The following is a 24,625-nucleotide window of genomic DNA, read 5'->3' as shown; positions in this document are numbered from 1 at the left end:
TTATTTATCTGCCAGCTAAGATGCTTTTCTCAAACCGCTGACGTAATGTAATATTAATTTGATAAAATATGGCGTATTATAAAGCCTGTTTGATGTATAAACACCTAAAACTTTAAGGCCATTGCGTAAAGCTTTCTGACAGGCCACATACCAGTACATAGATAACAATTTCTCCAAATTTTCTTTTGGAAAAGCCAGAAGGTTGTTATTAGCCTCTACAATTTGTTTAAACAGTTTATTAAGCTGGTGAACATAGGCTATCGTGTCTGAAAAGCGGAACGATAATGCCTGCTCTAAAATAGTAAAGTTATGTTCATTATAAAGCTTTAATGAATCCAGCAAATGCACACATTTTATCTCTGTCACTTTTTGATTCTGCAGGCCCTTTTTTGAAACGCTTATAGAGGCTTCATGAATTTTGTAATCCAGCAATGGCAATTGCAAATTGTGCAATTTGCCACAATGGGCAAATTTTACCCAAAGCATATAATCTTCGGCCGGAAACCAGTTTTCCTGGTACTGCAGCTGATGCTTGTCCCATATGCTTTTACGAAACATTACTACCGGGTGTGCAATAACGTTATTTATTAAAAGCTCGTAAAAAATATCATCGTGCTGCTCAGGATATCGAACAATTTCTTCTTTATCCATCACCTTTAAAAATGCCCCGCAAACGGCTACCTCCGGATGAGATTCCATAAACTGGTATTGCAGCGTAAAACGTTCGGGGTAAGATACGTCATCTGCATCCATGCGGGCAATATAGGGAGCGGTTGCCATGCTAATTCCACGGTTAAGGGTGCCCACAATACCCATATTGCCAGGATTTTCTGAATAACGAATGCGAGGATCGGTATAAGATTTAATTATGCTTGCCGTATTATCTGAAGACCCATCATTGATAACAATAAACTCAAAATTTGTAAATTCTTGTTTCAGAATACTTTCTATAGCTCCGCCAATATAACGCTCGCAATTGTATGCGGGCAATATTACTGAAATTTGAGGTTGGCTATTTGGCATTTTGGTTTAAAGTTTACGACTAAAATGTGTTTCTTTATTTTTGCATGTGCTTATTAACGGCATCCAGCAAATCTGAAGCAGCCTCCTCATTATACTGGCTTATAAAGCGACGGGCATTTTCAGAAAGCTGCTTTCTGCGTCCGGCATCACTCATTACCTCCAGTAAACTGCTTACAAACTCAGCGTCGCTGTTACATTTTATAAAATAAGGATGCGCATCGCTTTCTGGCAAACCATCTACCCCCGATTGAAAAGATATTAATGGCAGGCCAAAAGATATTGCCTCTATAGTTTTGATTTTTAGCCCTGTACCTATAATTACCGGGTTTATCACTATATCGGCCAATAGGTAAGGCTCGTGCGATTCGTTGTATATCCCTGTAAACTCAACATTGGTATCATGCAACACCTCATCTTTCGCCTTTACGATGTTGCCGGCCAGCAATAAACGCACATCGGGGTGTGAAGCTTTAATATGCGGCAATATTTCTTTTATGAAATGATTAATGCCCTGTACATTAACGCTGTTATTTACACCAACAAATACGATAATCTTGCCGAACCCGTGGGCAGGTAACTTTTTTGCCGGAACAATATGGCCAAGTAGTTTTACCGGCTTTTGGGTAATTTGCTGAAGCTGCTGCTTTTCCTGGTTTTGTATGGCAAAAATTATATCTGCTCTATTTAACCCTTTAGCTTCTTCTCCCCGAAAAAAGCTCCACCAATCATAAGGTAAATTTCTTTCAAGGTACATTTTATACCTGTCTGTAAACACATCGTGTGTATCCAGTACTTTTAATACTTTATGATCGAAGCTTTCTAAAGCTAACGATAACGCCACGTATTCGGTAATTACAACGTCAAATGCTTCTTTTGCCTGTAATTGTTTGAGATAAACACTCAAACCAAAACAATAAGAATCGTCAATAAGATGATTATGCTTGTTTTGTTCTTCGGTATAGGTTTTATCGTATTCCGCTTTCTGTTTTTTCTTCAGCGAATTGAAGAGAAAATATTTTAGTTTGATGGACGCTTTTTGAAAGAAAGAAAAAGACTCAAAATTATAGGGTATATACTGGTATAACGAATTTCCCCAGTAGTTGCTCATGGCTGCACTTTCAGCATCATTTATTTCAGAAACAACTAAAATGGCTACTTCGTGCTTATGTTGACGTAAATTTTCTGCAATACTATATATTCTTGATTTATGTCCCGCATCCTGAGGATGCGTTGCAACAGGTGATATAATAAGTATTTTTGCCATTCTATTGGTGCAAGTATTATATTTTACCTGCGTCAAACATTTAGTGCTTTTGTGATGAAATATCTAATTATGATTGTTTTTGTTACCATCTGCAGACAGCAACACTCAATAACATAAGCCTGACTATGGATGTACGATACACTGACGCTGCTTTGGAAATTACTGGTTTCTTAAAGTCTACTTTCTATTATAAAGATAACGACAGAACTTATTTATTTTCCCAATTAGATTTATTGTCCTTTTGGTCGTATAAAGACAATAAAGGGTCGTTTTTATGTACACCAAAAAGCATTCGTTTTACCAACCCCCAATACCATTTTTTTGTCAAAACCGACGGCTCCTTAACTAAAAGCTTAAATAATGTATTAGCAGGAGGTTGCTCATTTCTATTAACAACATAATTCTCATTTTCCATCTTGGTATTGTAGATGTATAGTTGTTTACTGCTCACCTTAACATCAGGATGGTTACTTAAATTATTCTCGCTAACAAAAGTGTTATAAATTTTCATGTACTCGCCCTGCAACTTAATTCTATCATTACTCTTGCAATTGGAATGCAGGCGCAAAGCAGCGATATATTCTGGAATAATAAACGGAGAATACCCGGCTTTCTCTAATCTCAGCCAATAATTCAAATCCATTAAATGCCATTTGTGAAATGACCCAACTTCCGTTATAAGATCCCGGTGTAAAAAAACGGTAGGGTGAGATACCCAAGTACCTCTTAAAAATGTGAAGCCAGCAACCGGATTATTTGGTTTAGGAAGCTCTCGTCCAGTCTCAATACCATGCTCGTCTATATATTGAACACCGCCGCAAAACCATTTTTGCTTAGGTTGTTCGTTAATATATCTGCCAAGTGTGTGCAGCGAATTGGGTAACAATAAATCGTCAGAATTAACTACACACCAGTAGTCGCCGGTTACTTTCTCAAGAGCTTTATTATTGGCATCATAAGTGCCCTTATCTTTTTCGGATACCCAGTATGTAATTTTACTTTCATACTTTTTTATTATCTCGACGCTGTTGTCTGCGCTCCCGCCATCAACTATTATGTATTCAAGATTGGGGTATTCCTGACCGATAACTGACAGTATTGTTTTTTCCAAAAATTCGCCTTGATTATACGAAGGTGTAATTATTGAAATTTTGGGATAATTAGCCATTATATGCTATTTTTTTCTTTTGATTAACAGAAAAGTCCTTAAACTCAACTATACCTCTAACGGTGGCACTTGCGGGGATAGCGTTCCAGTTAAAGATTTTATATAAATTGTTATAGTATTGCTGTTTACCCCTGCCAGAAATTTTAAGGGATATAGCGAAAATAAAAAATAGGCTTTCTAAAACGATCCCCAATTTTGTAAAAAAGCTCATTGAATTATAGACAATGACATCGTGGTACTCTCTAAGTACACCAAGGGATTTTGTATGTCCGTCAAAAAGTCTTTCCCTATATTTTAGTTGTAGCCTATCATTAGTCATATAGTGTTTCAGCTTAAGCCGATCATCATAATACAAACTATATCCTAATAATAAAATACGTGCACATATCTCAGAATCTCCGCCTGAACTCAATTCATTCCCACTTCTATCTTTAAGAAGTGACGGGTACCTGCTATCAAAAGTTTTTAATAACAAAGACTTTCTTGACACTAAACCTGCACCCCATAAGTACATCCGGTGTTTCAGTATGCCATTATGTTCAGCTTGCCTGCCAACAGCATAACCTTGTTGATATTCGTCCCACCATTCAGGAAACCTTCCGCTGTCGCAAACACCGATATTATGCCCGCCTAAACCACCAACACCCGGATTATCTGCCATTATTTGATGAGCAATCTCCAAATAATGGTCATCTAACCAATTATCATCATCGCAAAACAGAATCAATTCATGTTGTGCCTTAATGATCCCCGACTCTCTTGCGAAAGATAATCCCTGCCGAGACTCTTTTACGATAATTAGTTTTACATCATGTTTAGCATAATTGTTCCACTCACTTATCGCTGTATTTATAGTATCATCGGTAGATCCGTTGTCTACCAGTACAATCTCCCAAGGAATTCCTTTTAAGCTCTGGCGACTAAGCCCCTCTAATGTTTCTTTTAATCTGGTAGAGCTGTTGTAACAACAAATAACGACAGAAATTCCGGTCATAACGTATTAAGAAACATGACTCCAAGTGTCAGGTACAAGTATTATACCCTTACTTTCTTTATTTTTCTTATCTTCTTCTACTACTTTAAACGAGAATAAGTGATCTTGTAAATCAAGCATTGCATCTTTATTCCACACTCCACCATCAATGTAATAGGCCCCAGGCTTTAAATTATACAAAGGTATTTGAACAGCCGCCTTTATAACATTACCGCTAAAATTTGATATTTTAAAATGTGATGTCGATAATAACGCTAACCCATTTGAATCATAAACGGTAAATCCGGTCATCAGTTCTTCGGCCTGGATGTTACTTTGAATTTCGCAATATAATTCAAGGTTAGCCATTGTTGAATCCACCTCACTTACCTTTTTACCGTTACTTCTCAATGAAGCATGTTTAATATGTATCGGTTTTTTGCTTTCTGTGCAATCGTACTCAGAAGAAAGATTATTAGCATAAAAATCTGAGTACATCGCTATTGCTTGATCTATCCCGCCTGAATATTCCAAACCACCGTTTTTTAGGTATATACCTGAGGTACATAAATTTTTTATCGAAGCCATGTTATGGCTTACGAATAAAACGGTTCTACCCTCACCTTTACTTACGTCGTCCATTTTGCCCAAGCACTTCTTTTGGAACTCAGAATCGCCTACCGCTAAAACTTCGTCAACAATAAGAATTTCAGACTCTAAGTGCGCTGCTACAGCAAAAGCAAGACGTACGTACATACCCGATGAGTAACGTTTTACCGGCGTATCTACATAACGCTCAACGCCTGCGAAATCTACAATTTCGTCAAACTTGCGTTTTATTTCGTCTTTGCGCATCCCTAAAATAGCGCCGTTTAAAAATATATTGTCGCGTCCGCTTAAATCAGGGTGAAAACCCGTACCTACTTCTAATAAACTGGCAATACGCCCTTTTACTTTTACTGATCCGGTAGTAGGAGCAGTAACACGGCTAAGCACTTTTAACAAAGTACTTTTACCTGCACCGTTACGCCCAATGATACCTACAGCATCACCTTGCTTTATAGAAAAATCTATATCTTTTAAAGACCATACATATTGACTATTGCCAACCTTGGTCCGGTCGTTGGTTTCACCTATTTTTAAATAAGGATCTTCTTTCCCTCTAACATTATACCACCAACGGTTGATATCGTGAGCCAGCGAGCCCGTCCCGATTTCACCTAACCGATATTGTTTAGAGAGATCTTCAACCTTAATTACTACTTTACTCATGAAAACTGCTTGTAAGATTAATTTTTTTAATTGAGTTAGATTTATACGGTATCCATAAATGTCTTTTCCACTTTATTAAAAAAGATTGCACCTACAAATAGAGACACAAACATGAAGGCAACGCTGTATAGTAATCCTCCCAATTGTACAGTGCCTTTACCAAATAACGCAAACCTAAATGCTTCAGTTATTGGGGTTAAAGGATTTGCAAGCACAATCCATTTATAAGAGGAATTTTGTAAAAAAGACAAAGGATAGATAATAGGCGTAACATACATGCCTAACTGAACAATGAAGACTAATAAAAGAGCAAAGTCGCGGTATTTTGTAGTAAATGAAGATACCACAATTCCGCAACCTAATCCGATACCTGCCAGCAAGCACACTAAAAGCGGTATAGTAAGCCAGTAAACTGAAAAAACAATAGGTGTACCTTTGGTAAAGTAAAAAAGTATCATCGTTAAAAGCAACAGGCCGAATTGTATTCCAAACTTAGCCATATTTGATATAACGATAGATAAAGGTAAAACCAACCTTGGAAAATACACTTTACCAAAAATTGAAGCATTACCTACAAACGTATTTGAAGTATTTGTTAAACAGGTAGAAAAATACGTCCAAATAGCAATGCCCGACAAATAAAATAAAGTCGGCTCTATACCGTCGCTTGGTATTTTAGCAATTTTGTTAAATACAAGTAAATAAGTAAGTGTAGTAAACAATGGCTGAATAAGATGCCAGATAGGACCTAAAATGGTTTGCTTAAATTGCGCAACGAAATCTCTGCGAACAAAAAGCCACATCAAATCGCGGTATTTCCAAACTTCGTTTAGTTTTAAATCTAACAGGTTGGTTTTGGGTTTAATTTCCAGGTCCCAATTTTCATTATCCTGATTCGACACTAAATCACTTTGTGTAGATGTTATCATAAATTTATAAACAATTCAATTATATTACGCTGGGTGTATCTTCTAAAAAATAAGCTGTAAATGATGTATTCAACTAACTGTGAAAGTTGTTCTATATTAACTAAATAGCTTTGAAAAAAATCCGCTCTTTTTCTTTTCAATTCCATAGTCATAACCATAACCATAGTTGTAACCGTAACCATAACCTTTATAGCTTGACTTAATATCATTTATAATTAGGTATGGATTTCTTATCTTACCTATGCCAGCCAAATCGTTTACGATAGACAGCTGCCCTTTTTCGGTGTAATTCTGCCTTACTACGTATAAAGTAACATCAGTGAATTTTTCAACCAGCAATCCGTCCGAAACCGCACCCACTGGAGCGGTATCAATAATAACGTAATCAAACTCAGATTTTAGATAGCTGATCATGGCATCCAGCTTTTCGCTCATGAGTAACTCAGTGGGGTTTGGCGGAACAGGACCTGAGGAAATTAAGAAGCAGTTTGGATTTGTCCAGAGCGGCTTAATAATGCTTTGATAATCTGTTGAATTGGTTATGATAAAATTAGTATAACCGTTAGTATACTCCAGACCTAAACTTGAGGAGAGTTTGGGCTTACGAAGGTCAAATTCTAAGATAACTACTTTTTTGCCTGCTAATGCTAAAGAATTACCCAAGTTTAGCGACATAAATGTCTTTCCTTCGCCACTCATCGTTGAGGTTACTAAAATTACATTCGATTTATCAGAGCTAATTAAATACTGCAGGTTGGTTCGAAGGCTTCTGAATTGTTCTGAAACCATAGTACGGGTACCTTCTGTAATTACCAAAGCATTATCTGAATCATTATGACCAATTTCGCCAGCGATTGGAATTTTGGTTCTCGACTCTAAATCAAACTTGCTGATCACTTTTTTATTTAAAAGCTCCTTGGCCGCTACAAAAACTGTAGGAAATATCAAGCCAAGCATTAAACCCATAGTTAAAAGTTTAGATTTTACGGGTTTAATTGGTGTAAAATTAGGTAAAGCATGCTGCGTAATTTGAGCATCGGTTACCGTTGATGTATTTGATATCGCTACCTCTTCACGCCGCTGAAGTAAAAAACTATATAAAGCTTCTTTACTCGCCTTCTGGCGCATAATATCTTCATAATCCTTTTTTACTCCAGGAACAGCACCAATTTGCTTGGTCACTTTCGTTTCGTTGGCTTGAACCTGGTTACGTGAAATATTAAGACTGTTTTTGTAAGATGCCAAACCTGCAAGTAGTGCAGCGCGAGTGTGCTTCATTTGGTCGTCAACACTTTTAACCAGCGGGTTTGCATCGGTTAATGACTGCTTTAGTGCTATTCGTTTGTTAACCAAATCGTTGTAGGTATCAATGTTTGACACTACCGAACCATTATTAACAGTAACACTCGGTGGTATAACTTTAGTTTCCGGAGAGTTTAAAATATTCTCCATCTGCTCAACCAGTTTGATTTGGATCTCCTGCTGATCGGCATTATTTTGATATACATTTTGACTGGTTGTTAGTGCATCTGCCTTGGTGGCAGGTTCAATCATATTGTGTGCCTGCAGGAAATTACTGAGTTTGGTTTGAATAGCATCCAAATCCCTGTATACAGAATTAACCCTGGCATCAATAAATCTCAGTGTACTATCAGCTGTTCTCTTTTTATACTGGGTATCCTCAGTAAGAAAGTTAGCCATTAAAGTATCTAAAATAGCCCTGCCTTTATTAGGTTCAGTATAGTTAAACGTTAAACCGATTGAACTCGAAAACTTATCAGTGAACATTGCACTGAAATCACCATAAAAATCATCAATTGCTTCATCTTCGTTTTTAACTTCTATTTTGAAAGTGCCCGTTAAAAAATTAGGACGTTTGTTTAAAGCCAATCTTAAATATCCCAAGTCGACTGTATCTCCCCAGCGCGTTTTCTTCATCGTGGGCTTTTCGGTATCAGGCCCTATACTAAAATATTCGTAATTAAGTACATTAACTTTATAAGTCTGTTTTGGAAAATAAGCGTTTTTATATATTACACTTACACTGAAGGGAGCCTCATTATAAATTTCTGCTGTTTTATATTTAAAATCACCTAAAATGCGGATGTTAAAGTTGGTTTTTCGAACAACTCTACTAATCAGGGTACGAGAAGTAATGATTTCGAGCTTATTTTTGGAATTGTTTTTGACCGGCAGAATAGAAGAGTATTGCCCTCCGCCACCTTGAGATGACATCCCATTATTAGAATCATCATTAATGATAATTTGCCCGGTAATACTCCATATTGCCGTAGTAAGCTTACCAATAATGATAGCTCCAGCCACACCAAGTGCAATACAAATCACAAATAGATACCAGTACCTTAAAGCCCGGTGCAGAATTTCTAACACATTGAACTTCTGTTCATTTTCAACCGAAAAATCCCTTTCTGCTACGTTAACATTATTAAGCTCGGCCATGTTGAAAAACGACTATTTTCTAAATAAAAATAAAAAGGTTGAAACTAAAGAAAGTCCAATGGTAACAAAACCTAAATTCCTGGTAAATACGACGTCAGAAGCAATTGCTTTTTGTTTATTAGGCTCCACATAAATCACATCGTTACTTTGAAGATAGAAGTATTGCGATTTTAAAATTTTTGTATTAGTTAAATCAAGCCGTATGGTACTGAGCGTGTTATTGTCGTTGTGACGCAAAAGTAAAATATTGTTTCGTTGTGCGCCAACATTCAAGTCACCAGTAACCCCAAGCAAATCAAGGATATTAGCTTTTGGTGCAGTAAGGTACTTTACACCAGGCGAGACCGCTTCGCCCAACACAGTTACACGGAAGCTTTTATTTCTAAGTACTATAATGGGATCAACAATATATTGCTGAGCCCTAAGCTTAACTACATCTGTTGCCTGGGCTACCGTAAGACCACCCACTTTGATAGAACCTAAAACCGGCATTTCAATGTAACCTAAACTATCAACCATGTAACCAGACAAGTCTGGCCCGCCGCTGGTAGATGATGCCGTAGCGCCTGATGGAGCAGCTGCCGCATTAATATTTGCAACAAGCGTAGGATCTTTGGCTTGAACAGCTACAGAAAGAATGTCAAACGAATGAATTTTAGGCTCATGATAGGCCGGAAGTGCAATACTATTGAGCTTGGTTGAATCAGAAATATCCTGAAAGTACCTTAAATCTTTTACACTTACACAAGACGAAAATGAAATTGAAAGTACAAAAAAGAGGAGTAAGAGATTGCCCGGTTTAAGCTTGTTCATTAAAAAGTAATTGATAGAAATCTATTTCAATGTATATCCGTAAATTCTCTGCAAGATAAATATAAATATTAAATTGCTAAACAAAAAAGCCCAATCATTCAATATTTATTAACCAAACAGGCATTGTGTTAACAATATAACAACAGAGCAAATATATGCTTTTTTTAAATACTTATACTTATTTATCAAAGTTATATGAAACAACGTCAATATAATACAGCAGACGGTAATTTAGGTAACAGCCAAGATACACAATTTTGTGAATTGCTATAAATTTTGTGAATTAATATTCAGTAAATGAGAGCTAATCGGAGCTATAAAGTATGAAATTTGGCACCTCTTATTTGGCATCAAATGGCAAAGTGAACCAAAAGGTGCTACCCATTCCCAAAACAGATTCTACATACATTTGGCCGCCATGCTTTTCTACAATTTCTTTACTGATATACAAACCCAGACCGGGAAATTGTGGACCACTATGATCTGCGCTGAAATATCGCTCAAACAAATCCGGTATTTTTTCGGGCGGTATACCTATACCAAAATCTTTGACAGCTATTTTAATAAATTGTTCGTGCCGCTCAGCACTTATTTCAATTACTTTGGAGTCGGCAGCATATTTGGCAGCATTATTAACCAAATTGATCATCACCTGATTAATTTGTTGACGGTCGGCATGTACGATGATATTGATTTCACCTTTTAATATGATATCGTGTTTTGCGGAGATTTGTATTTGTTTACAACATTCTTCAAATACTTCCGAGAGATTAAAATCAGTGTAATGCAATTGCCAATGCCCCTGACTTAACCGGTTAGCATCCAACAGGTCGCCGATCAAATTACTTAACTTATCAAGACTCTTGTTAGACTGAGATACTAATTTGTTAAGCCGTTCCAGAGTTAGATTATCTTTCATGCGGTCCAGCATCTGCAATGAAGCTTTTAAGCTGGTAACAGGTGTTTTTAGCCCATGGCTGGCAATATCCATAAACTCTTCTTTCTGTTTTTGAAGTTTACGCCGGTTAGTGACGTCCATAAAAGTGCCTACCCCCCCGGTTATTTTTCCGCTGTGCGGATCAACAATTGGCGCAGCATTAACTGAAATATAAGTAGGGTCGCCATGATCCGGTTGCATGGCCAGCTCAAAATCATAAACAGCCTTTCCTGTTCTTAACACAATGGCCATCGGATGTTCATCCTTATGGAGTGGCGTGCCGTCTACTTTTAAGTTGTGCCATCGTTGATCATAGAAGGTGCGGGTTTTAATTTCATTTTCACTCAAACCTAAAATATGTTGGGCTACAGAATTAGCGTAAACCAACTGCCCCTCCTGGTTAATAATTCCTACGCCTTCAGACATTGTATCCAATATACTTTGCAGGCGTTGCTCGCTGGCACTAAGCTTATCATTAGTATCTATCTGCTTTTGAGTTTCGCGCAGGGTTGAAAGCCGTAGCTCAATTTGATCCATAGCTACCTCAGCCAGGTTTTGCAGTATCTCGCGGTCGTTATCCGAAAATTGTCTTGGCTGCTTATCAACAATACATAAAGTACCTATGGTGTAACCATCATGCGTTTTTAAAGGGGCGCCTGCATAAAAGCGAAGCCCGAAAGCCCCGTGTACGTATGGATGATCTTTTAATGCGGGCTCATAGAGTGCATCTTCAAATACAGTAATATCAGAGTTGAACACGGTTAAAGCACACATACTTTCGGCACGATTAACATTAATCAGGTCGCCTAAACCAATACTGGCTTTAATAACCTCTCTTTCCGCGTCCATAAAAGAAAGATGTGCAATTGATGTTTTAAAGATGCTTTTAACCAGCTGTACAATTTTATTAAAAGAAGGCTCGGATGGTGTATTGAATATATGATAACGATTTAACGCTTTTACACGATCAGCATCATTTTCGGGAATGATATTGAAGCCGAAAACACTTTTCATAAAGCAGTGACGATTTTAGGTTTTTAACCCTGCAAAAATAAATTTTAAACCTAGGATTTAACAAATTAAATCTAGGAAAATTTATTAACCGATAGTAACCAAAAAGCAAAACACATTTCACTACAGAATATTATTTTCTTTAAAAGAAAGAACGCCTGTATTTAATCACTGCTTCGTAAACAGGCAGCAGTTTTACCGAGGACAGATTTGTGCCTCCGAACACTTTTGCCTGATTTTGCAGATACACTGATGCACTGCCTTTAAAAGGAATAACCTGAAAAATAATTTTCGAAAGACCTGAATTAATCCCAATTTTATTTGCGTTTAAAAACATGGGCTTACCCTTATAGTAATCGTCTGCAATAAGCTTTCCACCAATATAAGCACTGCCTGTATCTCCCTTATAATCAATTTCAAGCAGGGCCTTCCCGCTTAAATTAGGTAGATTAATTTGCCAGTAGGCAGATCCATCAACAGCGGTTAAATTAGTTTGGTATTGGGGACCATTATAATTTGCTTGCTCAGCCCGATTATCTGATGGCAATAATGCACCTCTATTTAAAAAGGGCTCAATATTATTCACAGGATTATAGGTAACAGGATACCGTACTGCCGGCAGATTGACAGTTAGCTCATTGAACATTCCTTGAGGAGCAACAGTATAATTTGTTTTACCAGACGGCTTCCTACCTTTTATAACCGGATAAGCAAATATGGTAAAATGCGGATTGTCAATACTCTGCATTTTAAGTTCACCCTTATTAAATTGTAAATCTTGTTTAGAGATAAACAAATGCTCCGCCCCTAAGGCCTTACCTTTCCAGCTATCCAGCGCCTGCTGCTGCGTTAAAATTAAGACATTTATTTTCTTTCCGTTTCGCGACGTAACCTGCAGCCTGCAATTCAAACCAGGTATTAACTGATTGATTAGATAACTATCCGTCTTACGCGTATACTTCCCTTGGTTAGATACCAAGCCTTTTATATTTTTTGAATCAAACATCAATTCGGGCCGAACACCGTCAACAGCAAAAAACACGTAAGTTGGCATAACGCCATTTAATTTAAAAAGTGGCTGCACGGTTGCATATCTGAGATTGGTTCCGTCTATGTCCATATTAAACGGAAAGATGGCCGTTGCTCCTGAAGGCAAAGCAACAGGCTGTTCCGGAAAGCGCAAAGTTTGGTTATCCGTCAGCTTAAATTTAAACTGAACTTGCGGATGATTTTTTAACGTTAACAAGCGCTGATAGTTGCTTACAAATACAAACCCGCTACTATCTTTTGAGCGCACAGCAAAACGCAGCGTTGTGCTATCAGCCGGCCCCGTTGGCTTTTGTTCGGCGAACGTTGGATAGTATTGCACTAACCTGTCGCCAAAATCATTTAAAAAGCTATGAAGTACTTTAAACACCCTGCACGATGGCCGCAGTTGCCCAAACTCGCCAATGGGAGCCTGAAAATCATAACTGATGATAGGGTAATCATTTGGGTACTTAGTAGCCTTTGATTCTTGCAGTGTACTTAATTTACCGATAGCATTAGAGCCGCCATGAAACATGTAATACCCCATCAAATTAGCCCCCGACCCAATTTTTACATACGCCAGTGCAGCAACATCAATGGGCTCAATGATGGGGCGGCGATGGTAAGTAATTTGTATACCGCCACCCATCTCGGCCGTGGCATACGGATATCGGTAACCTTTATAACCGGAGGTATCCTCCTGGTGTTTGCCTAACAGATCGCTGCCAATGGCCGGATCATTACGCAGGGTACTGAACACATAGTTTTCTGACAAGGGCAGTTCGGTAATACGTTTGTCCCAAGGGGCTTCGGGGTACCCACCCCAAACGGGTATCAATTCATTTTGTGTTTGATTGGATCCCGGCCAACCGGTTGCCGTGTAATAAGGCACATCCATTCCGGCCTTGATGGCCATTTGTTTCAGTGTAAGGATATGCTCTAAACCAGTAGGATTATTGAAACGAAATTCATTCTCAATCTGCACGCCAACAATGGGCCCACCGTCTTTAAAATACAGGCCCTTAACCTCGTTGCCTATGGCATTGTAAAACTTTTGTACCGATGCCAGGTAGTCCGCATTGTTTTTACGCAGGTTAACGCGCTTCACCAACCAGTCCGGAAAACCGCCGTTACGCACTTCGCCGTGGCACCACGGACCAATACGAACCAACAACGATACCTGGTGCTTTTTACAAAGTTCGGCAAATGCCCGTAAATCCTGGTTGGCGGCCCAGTTGTACTTACCCTCTTCCTCTTCGTGATAAATCCAGAAAACGTAGGTAGCAATAATGTCAATACCGGCTGCTTTCATTTTCAATATCGATTCTTCCCATTGGTCGCGGGCATATCGTGAAAAATGAAATTCGCCCATCACCGGATACCAGGGCTTGCCATCTTTAATGAAGTACAAACTGTTAGCATCAAGTGTATGCCCGGAAGGGTCAACATGTGTACCCAGTTTGAGATGATTGGTTAAAACAGGTTCATGGGTTTTACTCAAATCTGCCGTATAAACTTCCTGTGCGTTAACACGTATGCAAATACATATCAAAGCTGCCAGCCAAAATGCCCTATTCATTAGTTTTGGGTTTATTTTGATTCGAATTTGGCTTCAACTCGTCCGGGCTATCCTTGGTATAGGTATTAAACTGGAACTTTGACGGGCTTACTGTAATATCTTTAACCACATCAAAACTTACCTCGCCGGCAGGATTAAACTGAGCCGAATCCATGTACCGGATCAAGCTATTAAACAGTTGCCGGGCGGCTGGCTTGTCCGCATCCAGGTCGGGGTTCAGAGCGGCACTGCTCACTACGATTTTACCCTTGCCTACTCTGGCCTCATAAATCAGGCCCAGGCGCCGGTTTAAAAACCAGGTATCAATAGGTTGCACCAGCGGCTTAAACCCTACCGGAAAATCTTCCATATTCATGACCTGGGCACGATTGGCAATTTCCCACCACTGCAAATCACTGTGCATCTCTGTCGGAAAATTAGCAAAAGCAGCACTTTTGGTTTGAATAAGCATACCGGTAACATGCGGCGGGCGCATTTTAAACCAAGACGTATTCCAGAAAACCGGTAAAAAATGCATCACCACTTCTTTACCTTTAACTACTTTACCGGCAATGTTTAAAAATACTTTACCGCCTTTATCCAAAACTGCCTTAGCCTGTTCGTCCAATTGGGTAGCGTAATAAACGTCGGTTTTAGGTACCTGAGGCGATGCTGGGTAAACCCAGATATTCCAGTCGTTGGCAAACGACGTATTAGGTATACTAACCTCCAGTTTTAAGCGACTAGCTTGTGTAACGGATGATAGCGGGACTTTAATTTTACCAACCGGTATACCATTGCCGTTTTCAATAACCGGTGTTTTAAAATTGCCCTGAGCTACGATTTTGCCTTGTTCTGTTTTTAAAGTCCAGTTAAACACAGTATTTTTTAGCGGCTGCGCGCCTGAATGGGCTACCTCTATACTTGCTGCAAGGATTTCGTTATTGGTATAAACAAATTTAGGCAGCCGGGCAAGCGGCACTGTGCTATTACAAAAACGGGCAAACTGCGCTGCGCTGATGTAGCCCTTTTCTTTCCAGAAAGCATTCAATATACCAACCAAGGCCGTGCCCTGGCCCGGAAAGTCCTGTAGACCAAGTAACTGGAAACCCGCATAATGTGGCGTGCGTAAGGTTTTTTCAATTTCGTTTTTATAACATAAAGCCTGTAATTTACCCGAAGCCATTAAAAAATCATGTGCCTGATCGGCCATGCCCTGGTCTTTTAAATCTTCTTGAAAAAGCTCAAAATTTCTAGCCCGATAAACGCCGGTATAGAGTTTAATCTCGTCAAAATCCGGAAAGACGCACCACTGCCCCATCTCGTGCGCCACAAAGGGCACGTTGAATTTGGCAATACCTTCGCTAAAATCCGACATCGACTCCGGGCGTTTATCCCAGGCCAGGCCACGTACGCCGCCGCGCACCTGGTACTGCGCCTCGGGTACTACCGGCCAACTGCCACCAACCGACATGCCGGTGTACACCCGGCGGCTATCTTTATTTTTCCAATAATCAACAAAGGCATTTAAGTATTGTACCTGGTTACCGGCCGGCTCATTACCCGCCGACAGCATACAATAAGAAGCATAGTTGCCGTAATATTTTGCCATGCGATTTGTTTCGTCGTACAAATATTTGTCGATAGGGAAGCCACGCCCGATAGATGACCCATGGTTAGGCCAGCTTGGGCCTTCGGGCTGCAGGTAGAATCCGGTACGGTCGGCAGCCATAAACGCTTCTTGCGGTGGGCACCACGAATGGAAACGCATGTGGTTTAAGCCGTGTGCACGGGCAATTTTAAAAATGCGTTCCCAATCGGCCACGTTAGTTGGTGGGTACCCGGTTAAAGGAAACTCGCAGTTGTTTACCGTACCCCGCAAAAACACAGGGCGACCGTTAATTAAAAACTCAGTGCCTTTTATAGTAAACTCCCGCATACCAAACTCGGCTTGCCGGCTGTTTAAAGTTTGCGACTGTCGGCTTATGGTTGCGGTAAGCTGATACAAAGCCGGGTTAAACTCATCCCAGGTTTGCATTTTACTGCCCATGGGTAAGGTAATTTCTACTGACTTACTATCTCCGGCAGTTAATCTTATCTTGGTTTTAACTACCTGCGTTTGATGGATGGTTTTACTGTTAAAACTTTTTGCAGCGATGGCGATTTCGCCAGTGAAGGGCACTTTGCCTGCATTTTGCACCTGCAACTTTATTCGGGCGGCGTGGGCTTTCAAATCCGGGTATACTTGCAAATCTTCTATATTAACCGGCGCTTCGGCCTGCAACTGCATTTTACCGATGATACCGTTCCAGTTACCCTGGGTATGATCAGTTACACTATGTGAATCAGGACCGACGTTTATTTCTTTGATGCGGTTATCAATGCGTATAGAAATGCGGTGCTTGCCCGGCGAAAGGTAAGCCGTCAAGTCATACTCATGGGGGGCTACCAAACTATTTTGTGAGCCCGCCTCGTGGTCATCTACCCAAACCCGGGTTTCGATGTGGGCACGTTCTAAAAATAAGACTATTCGTTGCCCTAACCAGGATTGAGGTACAGTAACTTCCTTTTGATACCATGCCGCGCCTACATAATGCTTAGCCGGTGTTAGCCAGAATGGTATTTTAATATTACCCGGCTGCCGGTATTTGGTCAAACGAGGGTTAAAGTAAAATGAACTGTCGTAAATACTGCCGGTCCATTTAGTTTTCAGGGTAATGTCATCTCCCTTCAGGTTTTGAGCCATTGAGCCGGGCAGCTTAATCTGCTCACTTAGTGTGCGCTGATACCATTTTTCAGTAACACCCTGGTCATTACGGTCTATCTGAAAAAGCCAGGTCCCGTCCAGCGGTAAAATATCGCCGGGCTTAAATGCTGCTAGTAACAGAAATACTCCCCAAACAACGATATAAAAAACAATCTTTTTGCTTTGCATTTACACAGTAATTGAAATCTGATGATTAGCTATCATCGCATAATGAACTTTTGCTCCTGAGTGCATTTTATCTACACTTAATACTTTTTCTAATAAAGCTAACGCTTCCTGGTTTCTGCCCAAACCAGCCAGCCCTAATGCTTTAATATAGAGGCAATGTATCTGGTTACGCAAATTCAGGTCGTCATCAAATATGAGCAAATTGGGCAGCGACACGGCAAAATAATCTATTTTAATATCGTCGTGCTCGTGCGCTTCTCCGTAATTAATTAGGTTTTCAAATATAGCTTTCGCATTGTCTGTATCTCCCAACTTTTGCCAAGCCAGGCCCTGGTAAAAAATTTTGTCCGGTTGCTGGTCATTATAAAACATAGCAGCTCCCGGCTCTGCGGTACCCACTGTGGCTTGTTTAAAAAATGCCTGGGACCGTTTAGCATCGTTCAAAGTTCCGGTAGCTACCCCTAACCAATAATATACATCGTTTTCGGGCGTACCGTAAAGCTTTCCTTCGCCAATACTATGCGGGTAAATTTGTGCCTGTGTTAGCAACTCAATGGCCTTATTATAATCGCCTTGCGCTATATGTTGCTTCGCTAATTCGACCAAACTTAAAACATACTGACCGGACACTTTGCCTTCTCCCCCCTCCCACGGGTGAAAACGGCGGGCCATGATGAGCTCATACGCTTGCCGAAAATCTCTCAACTGGTTGTATAGGGCTGCTCTTTCCAGATAAAGGTCGTCGCGTTCTAAAACCGTGTTTAAGTTGTCCTCTAAAAAAGATAGCCTTTCCTGCGGCTCCCGGTTCAATCTTTTGTATAACTGATCAAGCTCCATCAACACCCGTGCATCAGCAGGGTTAAGCATAAATGCTTTTTCAAAATACTGCAATGCTTTCTGCGGGTTGTTACGTTTATTAAAATAAGCGATACCCAAATTGCGATGAGCGGTAGCAAATGTGTCGTCAATAGCTACGGACTTTTCCCAGCAATTGATGGCATCATCATACTGCTTTTTATCGTACCATAAGTTGCCTAAGTAATAAGGCGCCTTACCATCATTGGCATTATGACTGATAGCAAACTGCAAAGCTTCTATATCTTCTAAACTGTTAGGGAAGCATAGATATGGGTTTGCTTCGGCGGCCATTTCCAGATGATGAGCGGCATCGTTCTGCCTGTTCAACTTATAGTTATATAGAGCAGCATAATAATGCACCAACGGGGATGTTTCAGCGCTGTCAACATAGCTTAGCAACTGAAAGGCTTCTTCATAACATCCGGCAGCTGCATAATCAAGCGCATAGGCGATGTGGTTATGCGCCGTACCGCGCGACAGTGTTAATAATTGCTGCAATGCGGCATCGGCATTTTGCGTATCGCCAGCATCAGCATCAAGCTGCATTTTCTCAAACCATGCATTCAAGTTAAAGCGGTCGCGGGTTAAGGCTTCTGCACATACTTGCAATGCCGGTTCAGGCTGGCCCAACTTTCTCAGTATAGTTATCTTTAATGCCCAAGCTTTGCTGTTACGTGCATTACGGTCAATGGCCTGATCAACATGCTCCAAACCTAAACTGTATTTCCTTTGCGCAACGTCAATCTGTGCTATGGCAAAATAGGCGGTGTCTTTCCAGGCATTACTCCAAGTGGCTTTGTAAAAAGTATCATAAGCCTCGGTAAGGCGGCCCTGGTATTGCAGGCATAACCCTAAGTTATAGTAGGGCTCGCCGTCGTACGGATTCGGGTTGCGGGCCGTAATGGTTTCTATCGCTTTGCGAAAAAATGGCTCAGCCTGCACAAATTTACCTTTACGCATATACCAAACCCCTAATGCGTTATTACAACGGATGTCTTTATCGTCACGCTTTAACGCTTCTTCGTAATAAGGCAGCGGACTATAATTGGCATGTCGGTATTGCTCCAAATGCTGTCCGGTTAAAAAAAGTTGTTCGTTATTTTCTACCTCATGTGGCAGCAATGCCGGTTTAGCTGCAACTGGCATTTCATTTTCAACTCCTGCATCTGCAGTATACTTAAGCACTTCGCTGCCCGAATTGTTTGAAATAACCACAGTAAAGGCTTCTACATCGAAACCTGCTGGCAGGCTAAGGATATGCTCAAAGATAGCTTCTGGCACCAGGTCAACATTTTGCACGAACAGCACTGCCTTGCCGACACTTACATTTATGTTAAGGTTTTGCTGAACCGAGGTTACCATGATCTTGATGGCAAGCTTATCAACATCAGCTTCAGCACTCAACAATATATCCTGATTGGCATTTTTAACAACGCCCAATTCGCGGTATGGTAAAAAGTACTGGGTGAATGATTTTTCTTCGTAAGGCATCAGCCACGAAAAATCGGGCTGGTTATCGGTAAACACACCGGTCATCAGTTCGATGTATGGTCCGTCTTCGTCGGTAAGGTTACGGTCCCAGGCCTGGCCAAAATCACCATAGCCCCAGGTCCATTGTTTTTTGCCCGGCGATACGTGATGACTGGCCACATGCAACAAACCTCCCTTAGTATCATGCTCATAACCACCTATAAAATCATAGCTGGAGTTAATAGCCATGTATGACGTCGGTACCGGGATGTTTTTGTAGCGGGAAATATCAGTTCCCGGCGAATAATCTACCTTGTAATAGGTGCCTGTGGCGATAGGAAAATCAGAAACATCGCGCTTGCCATGGTCGAATACAGCGTTTACATCGGGCGGGAAAATTGACTGGTAATCGTCGTTTACTTTAACTGCCGGATTAGCCCACCACAAAAAGGTTTGCGGCAACGGTGTACGATTAAATAACTGCGCTTTAATTTCCAGGTAAGCCTTATCCGGGTGCAAGGTAAAACCAGCCATGCCTTTGGTGCCAAACATGCGTTCTACCTCGTTTACCCAAACCGTTTTACTGCCATCGGTATTCTCAGCAATCTGATAGTCTACCGGCTCGAAGGTACTTGGCCGGTGATGCTGCGGCCAATTAAATTCAATACCGCCCGAAATCCATGGTCCGGTTAAACCTACCAAAGCCGGCTTAATGACCTGGTTGTAGTAGATAAAATGACGTTCCTTAATTTTGTCGTATGCCATTTGTACCCGGCCGCCCAGCCGCGGCAATATCATTATTTTGAGGTACTGGTTCTCGATGTAGAGGGCAATATATTCCTGGTCGTGCTTTTCATCGTATATTTTTTCAATAACCGGATTAGGATAAACGGCACCACTGCTACCCTGATATACCCTTTTTTCGAAAAACATGGGGTTTTGCTCGGGCTTACCTACACCGTAAGTAGGAATGATAACCGGCTCCTGCCAGATATTTACACCAAAATTGCTCATATAATATTGCTGATATTTTAATGTTTGAATTGCTGTTCTAACTCTTCCAAAGTTTGCCCCTTGGTTTCTTTTACTCTTTTAAGCACAAACAGGAAGCCTAAAAAGCATATAACTGCATACAGGTAAAAGGGGCCATACGTACCTAAAACCTTGGCCAGCACCGGAAAAGTAAACACGAGCACGAAATAGGCCCCCCATAACGAAACAATAGCTACCGATGATGCCACGCCGCGAATATGGTTAGGAAAAATCTCGGATATAAGCACCCATGTTACCGGTGCCAGCGAGGTGGCATACAGGCCAATGGCCAACAAAACCGAAACGGATATCCAGATAGCGGGTGCCTTGATTTGTAAAAAGTAGGCCAGCAGCAGGTACGTAACTGCCAAACCAATGGAACCAATCAGCATCAACGGCCGGCGCCCTAATTTATCCACCTGCCGCATGGCTAAAAGCGTAAATAATAAATTGACGATGCCTATAGCGATGGTTTCAACGAGTTGCCGGTTTAGATTGGCCCCTACTGAGGCAAATATGGTTGAGGTATAATTGAACACTACATTGATACCACATAGTTGCTGAAACACCGCCAGCGTAATACCTACAATAACAGCCGGCCGTACAGCTTTTTCAAACACCGCTGCATAAGATTGTTTACCGGTAACGCCGGACAAGGATTGCTTAATACTATCGGTGGTAGATGATACAAAAGCCTCTGAGCCAATTTTACTTAGCACGGCCTGAGCTTCGTTATCACGGCCAACCTTCAATAACCAACGCGGACTTTCGGGTAACCAAAGTACACCTAACAGAAACAGGCCTGACGGTACAAACCCTAAGCCAAACATCCAGCGCCAGGCATCCGGGCCGTGGTTTGACAATAGGTAATTAACAATATTGGTTATTAGGATACCAATTACAATAGTAAGCTGATTGATAGCCACGTTTCGGCCGCGGATAGAAGCCGGTGATACCTCGGCAATATACATTGGACTTAACATGGAGGCCATACCCACACCAATGCCGGCAGCAAAACGCATCAATACAAAAATGGTGAGGTTACCGGCTATAGCCATGCCCAATGAGGAGACCGCAAATATGGCGGCTGCCAACATGAGCCCGGGGCGGCGCCCGTAGCGGTCGGCCAGTTTACCGGCAATAAGGCAACCGATGATGCAGCCTAACCCCAGCGACCCGGTTAAAAAACCCTCCCACCAGGCATCCAACGCAAATGCTTTTCGCAGAAACGGAAGTGCGCCCGAAATAACAGCAAAATCAAACCCGAACAGGTAACCGCCTAAAGCCGAAATGAATGAAATTCCGGTAACAAAGCCATTATTAAAGCGCATTTCGGCTTTTTCCATAAATAACAGAAGATTTAAAATTGGTATAGTAAAAGTAAGCGCCGCACCAGGCAGATGCAATAGATATTTTTTTGTTAAAAATGTATTATCTTACGATTCGTTTTAAAACTAAGACTCCATTTCTTCAAAAATATGGATGATTCAACTGGATCGCTCAACACACTGACCGAAGGTTTTGTGGGGCAACGGATGGTGATTACCTCGCCATTGCAAAGAAAAAAAATGCTCCGGAATGTGTTCAGCAAGCTGTTATATGTTAATGCGGCGGGTTATTATCCGGTTGCAGCAACACATCGGCGTAAAAGAAATTCTGGAAGCGAAGAATACATTATCATTTACTGCATTGCCGGCGAAGGCTGGATTGATATAGAGGAAAAGCATTATGAATTGGTGGCCAACAGCTTTAAAATAATACCGAAAAACGTTGCACACCATTATGGCAGTTCGGTTGAACGCCCCTGGAGCATTTACTGGCTTCACTTTAACGGCGAGCAGGCTGCAACACTATACAATCGCTATTTAAAAACCGCCAGTCCTGACGGTGATTACATTAGTTTTGACGAACAACGCCTGTTGCTTTTTAACGACATTATTGATATGATGGAGATTGGCTTTGACGATTTACAATTAGAGCTGATGTACATCAGGACATTAAGGTTGATTTCCACCTATATTTACGAAGAGCCACGTCGAACTGCCGACAATGCCGGTATGGTTGCTACGTCTGTTAATTACATGCGCGAACATATTAACCAAAACCTGCAGATTAAAGATTTAGCCGCACATGTCAATTACTCAGTGTCGCGCTACTCTGAAGTTTTCAGGCAGGCCACAGGTTATGCGCCTATCCAGTATTTTACGCAGTTACGTATACATCATGCCTGCCAGCATCTTTGCTTTAGCAGCCTGAATATTAAGCAGGTTTGTGCCGAAATCGGGTTTACCGACCCGTTCTATTTTTCAAAGCTATTTAAGCAACATACAGGCAAATCGCCCAACCAGTACCGTAAATTATACCACAAGCCTTAACATGGCAAGCTTATAAACAGCGAAGCCTGCCTCATTACTGAAGCAGGCCTCTGGGATATATATTAGGGTTAGTTATTTTAAACTTACGTTTAACCCTTGCTTGGAGGTACGCAATGGTGGTTTTACTTCCCACACTTCGCCGGTATAACGGTCAACGCTTAGCGTTGGGGTAGTCACCGTTTTTAAGTAAGCTTCGCGTTGTTTAAGTTTCTGATGAACCTCTGCCTGCACATCATGCAATTCATTCCAGGTTGCATCATTACAAACCGAGTAATCATAACTCACTCCTGTTTCTTTCTCTATAATTTCGGCATCAAAAAGTCTTAGCTTATCGTGCCTGGCAACGCGGGCATGCTCTTCGGCATACCGGCGTGCGGTTTTTTCTAAACTGTTAAACAGCTCCTGTCCTTTTTTAGCTAATACCAGCATGCGTACACTGTCCAGTTCGCCATCGGCAATCAATTGTTCAGTGTCTTTTACAATGCGGGCAATGGTAGCCCTGTCCAGCTTAATCAGGCTTTCGGGAGCCAAATCGTTACCCGTAAACAGGGTTACTGCTTCGCAGGCAGGAAGCTGCATGGCTGAGGCATGTCTCATTAGGCAGCTATTCCTTTCCTGATCTCTGCTTTTTTGGTTGATAGCATTTTAATAAACTGCTCATCATTTTGCAGAGCTACGTTATTTTTATGTATTAAATATAAAGCAGCTACATCCTTAGCACCCTGAATAGCCGAACGGGTTTCTGCAGGTATACTTGAATCAACCGGCTGTACTTCTTTGGCAGGCACCTTTGCTTTTACCGCTTTCTTTTCCTCTTTAGCGTCCGATGGTTGCGCTTCGCGTGCAGGTACAGTGCCTTTCACCTCTTTAACTGCTTTGGCAGGAGCTTTTGGTTCTTCTACTACGGTAGCTTCTACATCAATAAAGCCCATGTCTTCTACATCCTGAGTAAAGAACTCGCTGGCATTGGTAGCTAATAATATCGCACCTACAAATGCACGTTTTTGTGCCATTTTCTGCATGGTATTTTGCAAGCCTACCAAATCAGGATTTTCGGTACGTTCAACCCATGCCCAACCGCCCGAAGATTTACGGAATTTACCGTTACCTTCAGCTTTCAGCTGGTCTTGCATAGCCTGCGAAGGCTTAGGTTTTTCTGTCCAGATATAGCGGTACTTAGGCTCGTAGCTATTTACCGAACCCTCGCATTGGGTAACTATACGCCCATCGCGGTTACGTACGGTTGCTTTATAAGTATAGGCTACAAACTTTGATTGCAGGTCGAGTACTTTATCAGTACAATCAAACTCCACAGCCAGTCCGTAAAGGTTCATCAGTTTTTCGGCACCTGGTTTTAATAAGGTTGGTTTTTGCACACCCGGCACTACACCATAATCCTGCTCTTTAACCAGTACCTCTTTGGTAAAGGCAACTAAGTGATTGCGCATCTGTGCCATGTGTGTAATAGATGATTGCATTTCATCTGTAATTGTTGTTAACTCAAACGTGTCCATCTAT

Annotated in this window: 16 protein-coding genes; 1 reads left to right on the top strand and 15 read right to left on the bottom strand. The window is 41.0% G+C overall.

Features of this window, described 5'->3' with window-relative positions; all coding sequences use genetic code 11:
• Positions 1 to 15 precede the first annotated feature (15 nt).
• The 13 genes from AAGR14_RS01585 to AAGR14_RS01525 form a co-directional block, all read right to left on the bottom strand.
• On the bottom strand, positions 16 to 990 hold the full coding sequence (locus AAGR14_RS01585; RefSeq protein ID WP_342646842.1) for a glycosyltransferase family 2 protein: 975 nt from the start codon (positions 988 to 990) through the stop codon (positions 16 to 18).
• A gap of 67 nt (positions 991 to 1,057) precedes the next feature.
• The gene (locus AAGR14_RS01580; RefSeq protein ID WP_342646841.1) at positions 1,058 to 2,287 is read right to left on the bottom strand and encodes a glycosyltransferase family 4 protein; all 1,230 of its coding nucleotides are present in this window, start codon (positions 2,285 to 2,287) and stop codon (positions 1,058 to 1,060) included.
• 208 nt (positions 2,288 to 2,495) lie between these two features.
• Positions 2,496 to 3,455 (bottom strand): glycosyltransferase family 2 protein, encoded by a 960-nt coding sequence (locus tag AAGR14_RS01575; RefSeq protein ID WP_342646840.1) that lies wholly within the window; start codon positions 3,453 to 3,455, stop codon positions 2,496 to 2,498.
• Positions 3,448 to 4,449, bottom strand: coding sequence for a glycosyltransferase (locus AAGR14_RS01570; protein WP_342646839.1), 1,002 nt, complete (start codon positions 4,447 to 4,449; stop codon positions 3,448 to 3,450). Before AAGR14_RS01570 ends, AAGR14_RS01575 begins: the two co-directional genes overlap by 8 nt.
• Before the next feature lie 6 nt (positions 4,450 to 4,455).
• Positions 4,456 to 5,700 carry an ABC transporter ATP-binding protein gene (locus AAGR14_RS01565; RefSeq protein WP_342646838.1) on the bottom strand — a complete coding sequence of 415 codons (1,245 nt, stop codon included), beginning with the start codon at positions 5,698 to 5,700 and terminating at the stop codon, positions 4,456 to 4,458.
• A gap of 41 nt (positions 5,701 to 5,741) precedes the next feature.
• Positions 5,742 to 6,503, bottom strand: a complete 762-nt coding sequence (locus AAGR14_RS01560; protein ID WP_342646837.1) for an ABC transporter permease — start codon at positions 6,501 to 6,503, stop codon at positions 5,742 to 5,744.
• 222 nt (positions 6,504 to 6,725) lie between these two features.
• Positions 6,726 to 9,089 carry a polysaccharide biosynthesis tyrosine autokinase gene (locus AAGR14_RS01555; protein ID WP_342646836.1) on the bottom strand — a complete coding sequence of 788 codons (2,364 nt, stop codon included), beginning with the start codon at positions 9,087 to 9,089 and terminating at the stop codon, positions 6,726 to 6,728.
• Between the two features lie 12 nt (positions 9,090 to 9,101).
• Positions 9,102 to 9,902 (bottom strand): polysaccharide biosynthesis/export family protein, encoded by an 801-nt coding sequence (locus tag AAGR14_RS01550; protein ID WP_342646835.1) that lies wholly within the window; start codon positions 9,900 to 9,902, stop codon positions 9,102 to 9,104.
• A gap of 340 nt (positions 9,903 to 10,242) precedes the next feature.
• A complete protein-coding gene (locus AAGR14_RS01545) occupies positions 10,243 to 11,853 on the bottom strand; it encodes an ATP-binding protein (protein WP_342646834.1) in 1,611 nt (536 codons plus the stop codon).
• Between the two features lie 139 nt (positions 11,854 to 11,992).
• Positions 11,993 to 14,458, bottom strand: coding sequence for a beta-galactosidase (locus AAGR14_RS01540; RefSeq protein ID WP_342646833.1), 2,466 nt, complete (start codon positions 14,456 to 14,458; stop codon positions 11,993 to 11,995).
• Complete coding sequence (locus AAGR14_RS01535) at positions 14,451 to 17,372, bottom strand: sugar-binding domain-containing protein (RefSeq protein ID WP_342646832.1); 2,922 nt, start codon at positions 17,370 to 17,372, stop codon at positions 14,451 to 14,453. The genes AAGR14_RS01540 and AAGR14_RS01535 overlap by 8 nt, the downstream gene beginning before the upstream one ends.
• Positions 17,373 to 20,714: a DUF5107 domain-containing protein gene (locus tag AAGR14_RS01530; RefSeq protein WP_342646831.1), complete on the bottom strand. Its 3,342-nt coding sequence runs from the start codon at positions 20,712 to 20,714 to the stop codon at positions 17,373 to 17,375.
• Positions 20,715 to 20,731: 17 nt separating this feature from the next.
• Entirely contained in the window at positions 20,732 to 22,078 is a 1,347-nt protein-coding gene (locus AAGR14_RS01525; protein WP_342646830.1) for a sugar porter family MFS transporter, read from the bottom strand.
• Positions 22,079 to 22,210: 132 nt separating this feature from the next.
• Here AAGR14_RS01525 and AAGR14_RS01520 point away from each other — a divergent pair, with 132 nt between their 5' ends.
• Complete coding sequence (locus tag AAGR14_RS01520; RefSeq protein ID WP_342646829.1) at positions 22,211 to 23,107, top strand: AraC family transcriptional regulator; 897 nt, start codon at positions 22,211 to 22,213, stop codon at positions 23,105 to 23,107.
• A 72-nt stretch (positions 23,108 to 23,179) separates the two neighbouring features.
• Here the strand turns inward: AAGR14_RS01520 and AAGR14_RS01515 are convergent, their stop codons facing one another.
• On the bottom strand, positions 23,180 to 23,704 hold the full coding sequence (locus AAGR14_RS01515; protein ID WP_342646828.1) for a hypothetical protein: 525 nt from the start codon (positions 23,702 to 23,704) through the stop codon (positions 23,180 to 23,182).
• Positions 23,704 to 24,585 (bottom strand): hypothetical protein, encoded by an 882-nt coding sequence (locus tag AAGR14_RS01510; protein ID WP_342646827.1) that lies wholly within the window; start codon positions 24,583 to 24,585, stop codon positions 23,704 to 23,706. Before AAGR14_RS01510 ends, AAGR14_RS01515 begins: the two co-directional genes overlap by 1 nt.
• Positions 24,586 to 24,625 lie beyond the last annotated feature (40 nt).

Origin of the sequence: Mucilaginibacter sp. CSA2-8R (assembly GCF_038806765.1) — a bacterium.
Lineage (GTDB): Bacteria > Bacteroidota > Bacteroidia > Sphingobacteriales > Sphingobacteriaceae > Mucilaginibacter.
Note: the sequence above shows the minus strand (reverse complement) of the source record. Positions and strands in the feature narration are given on the sequence as shown.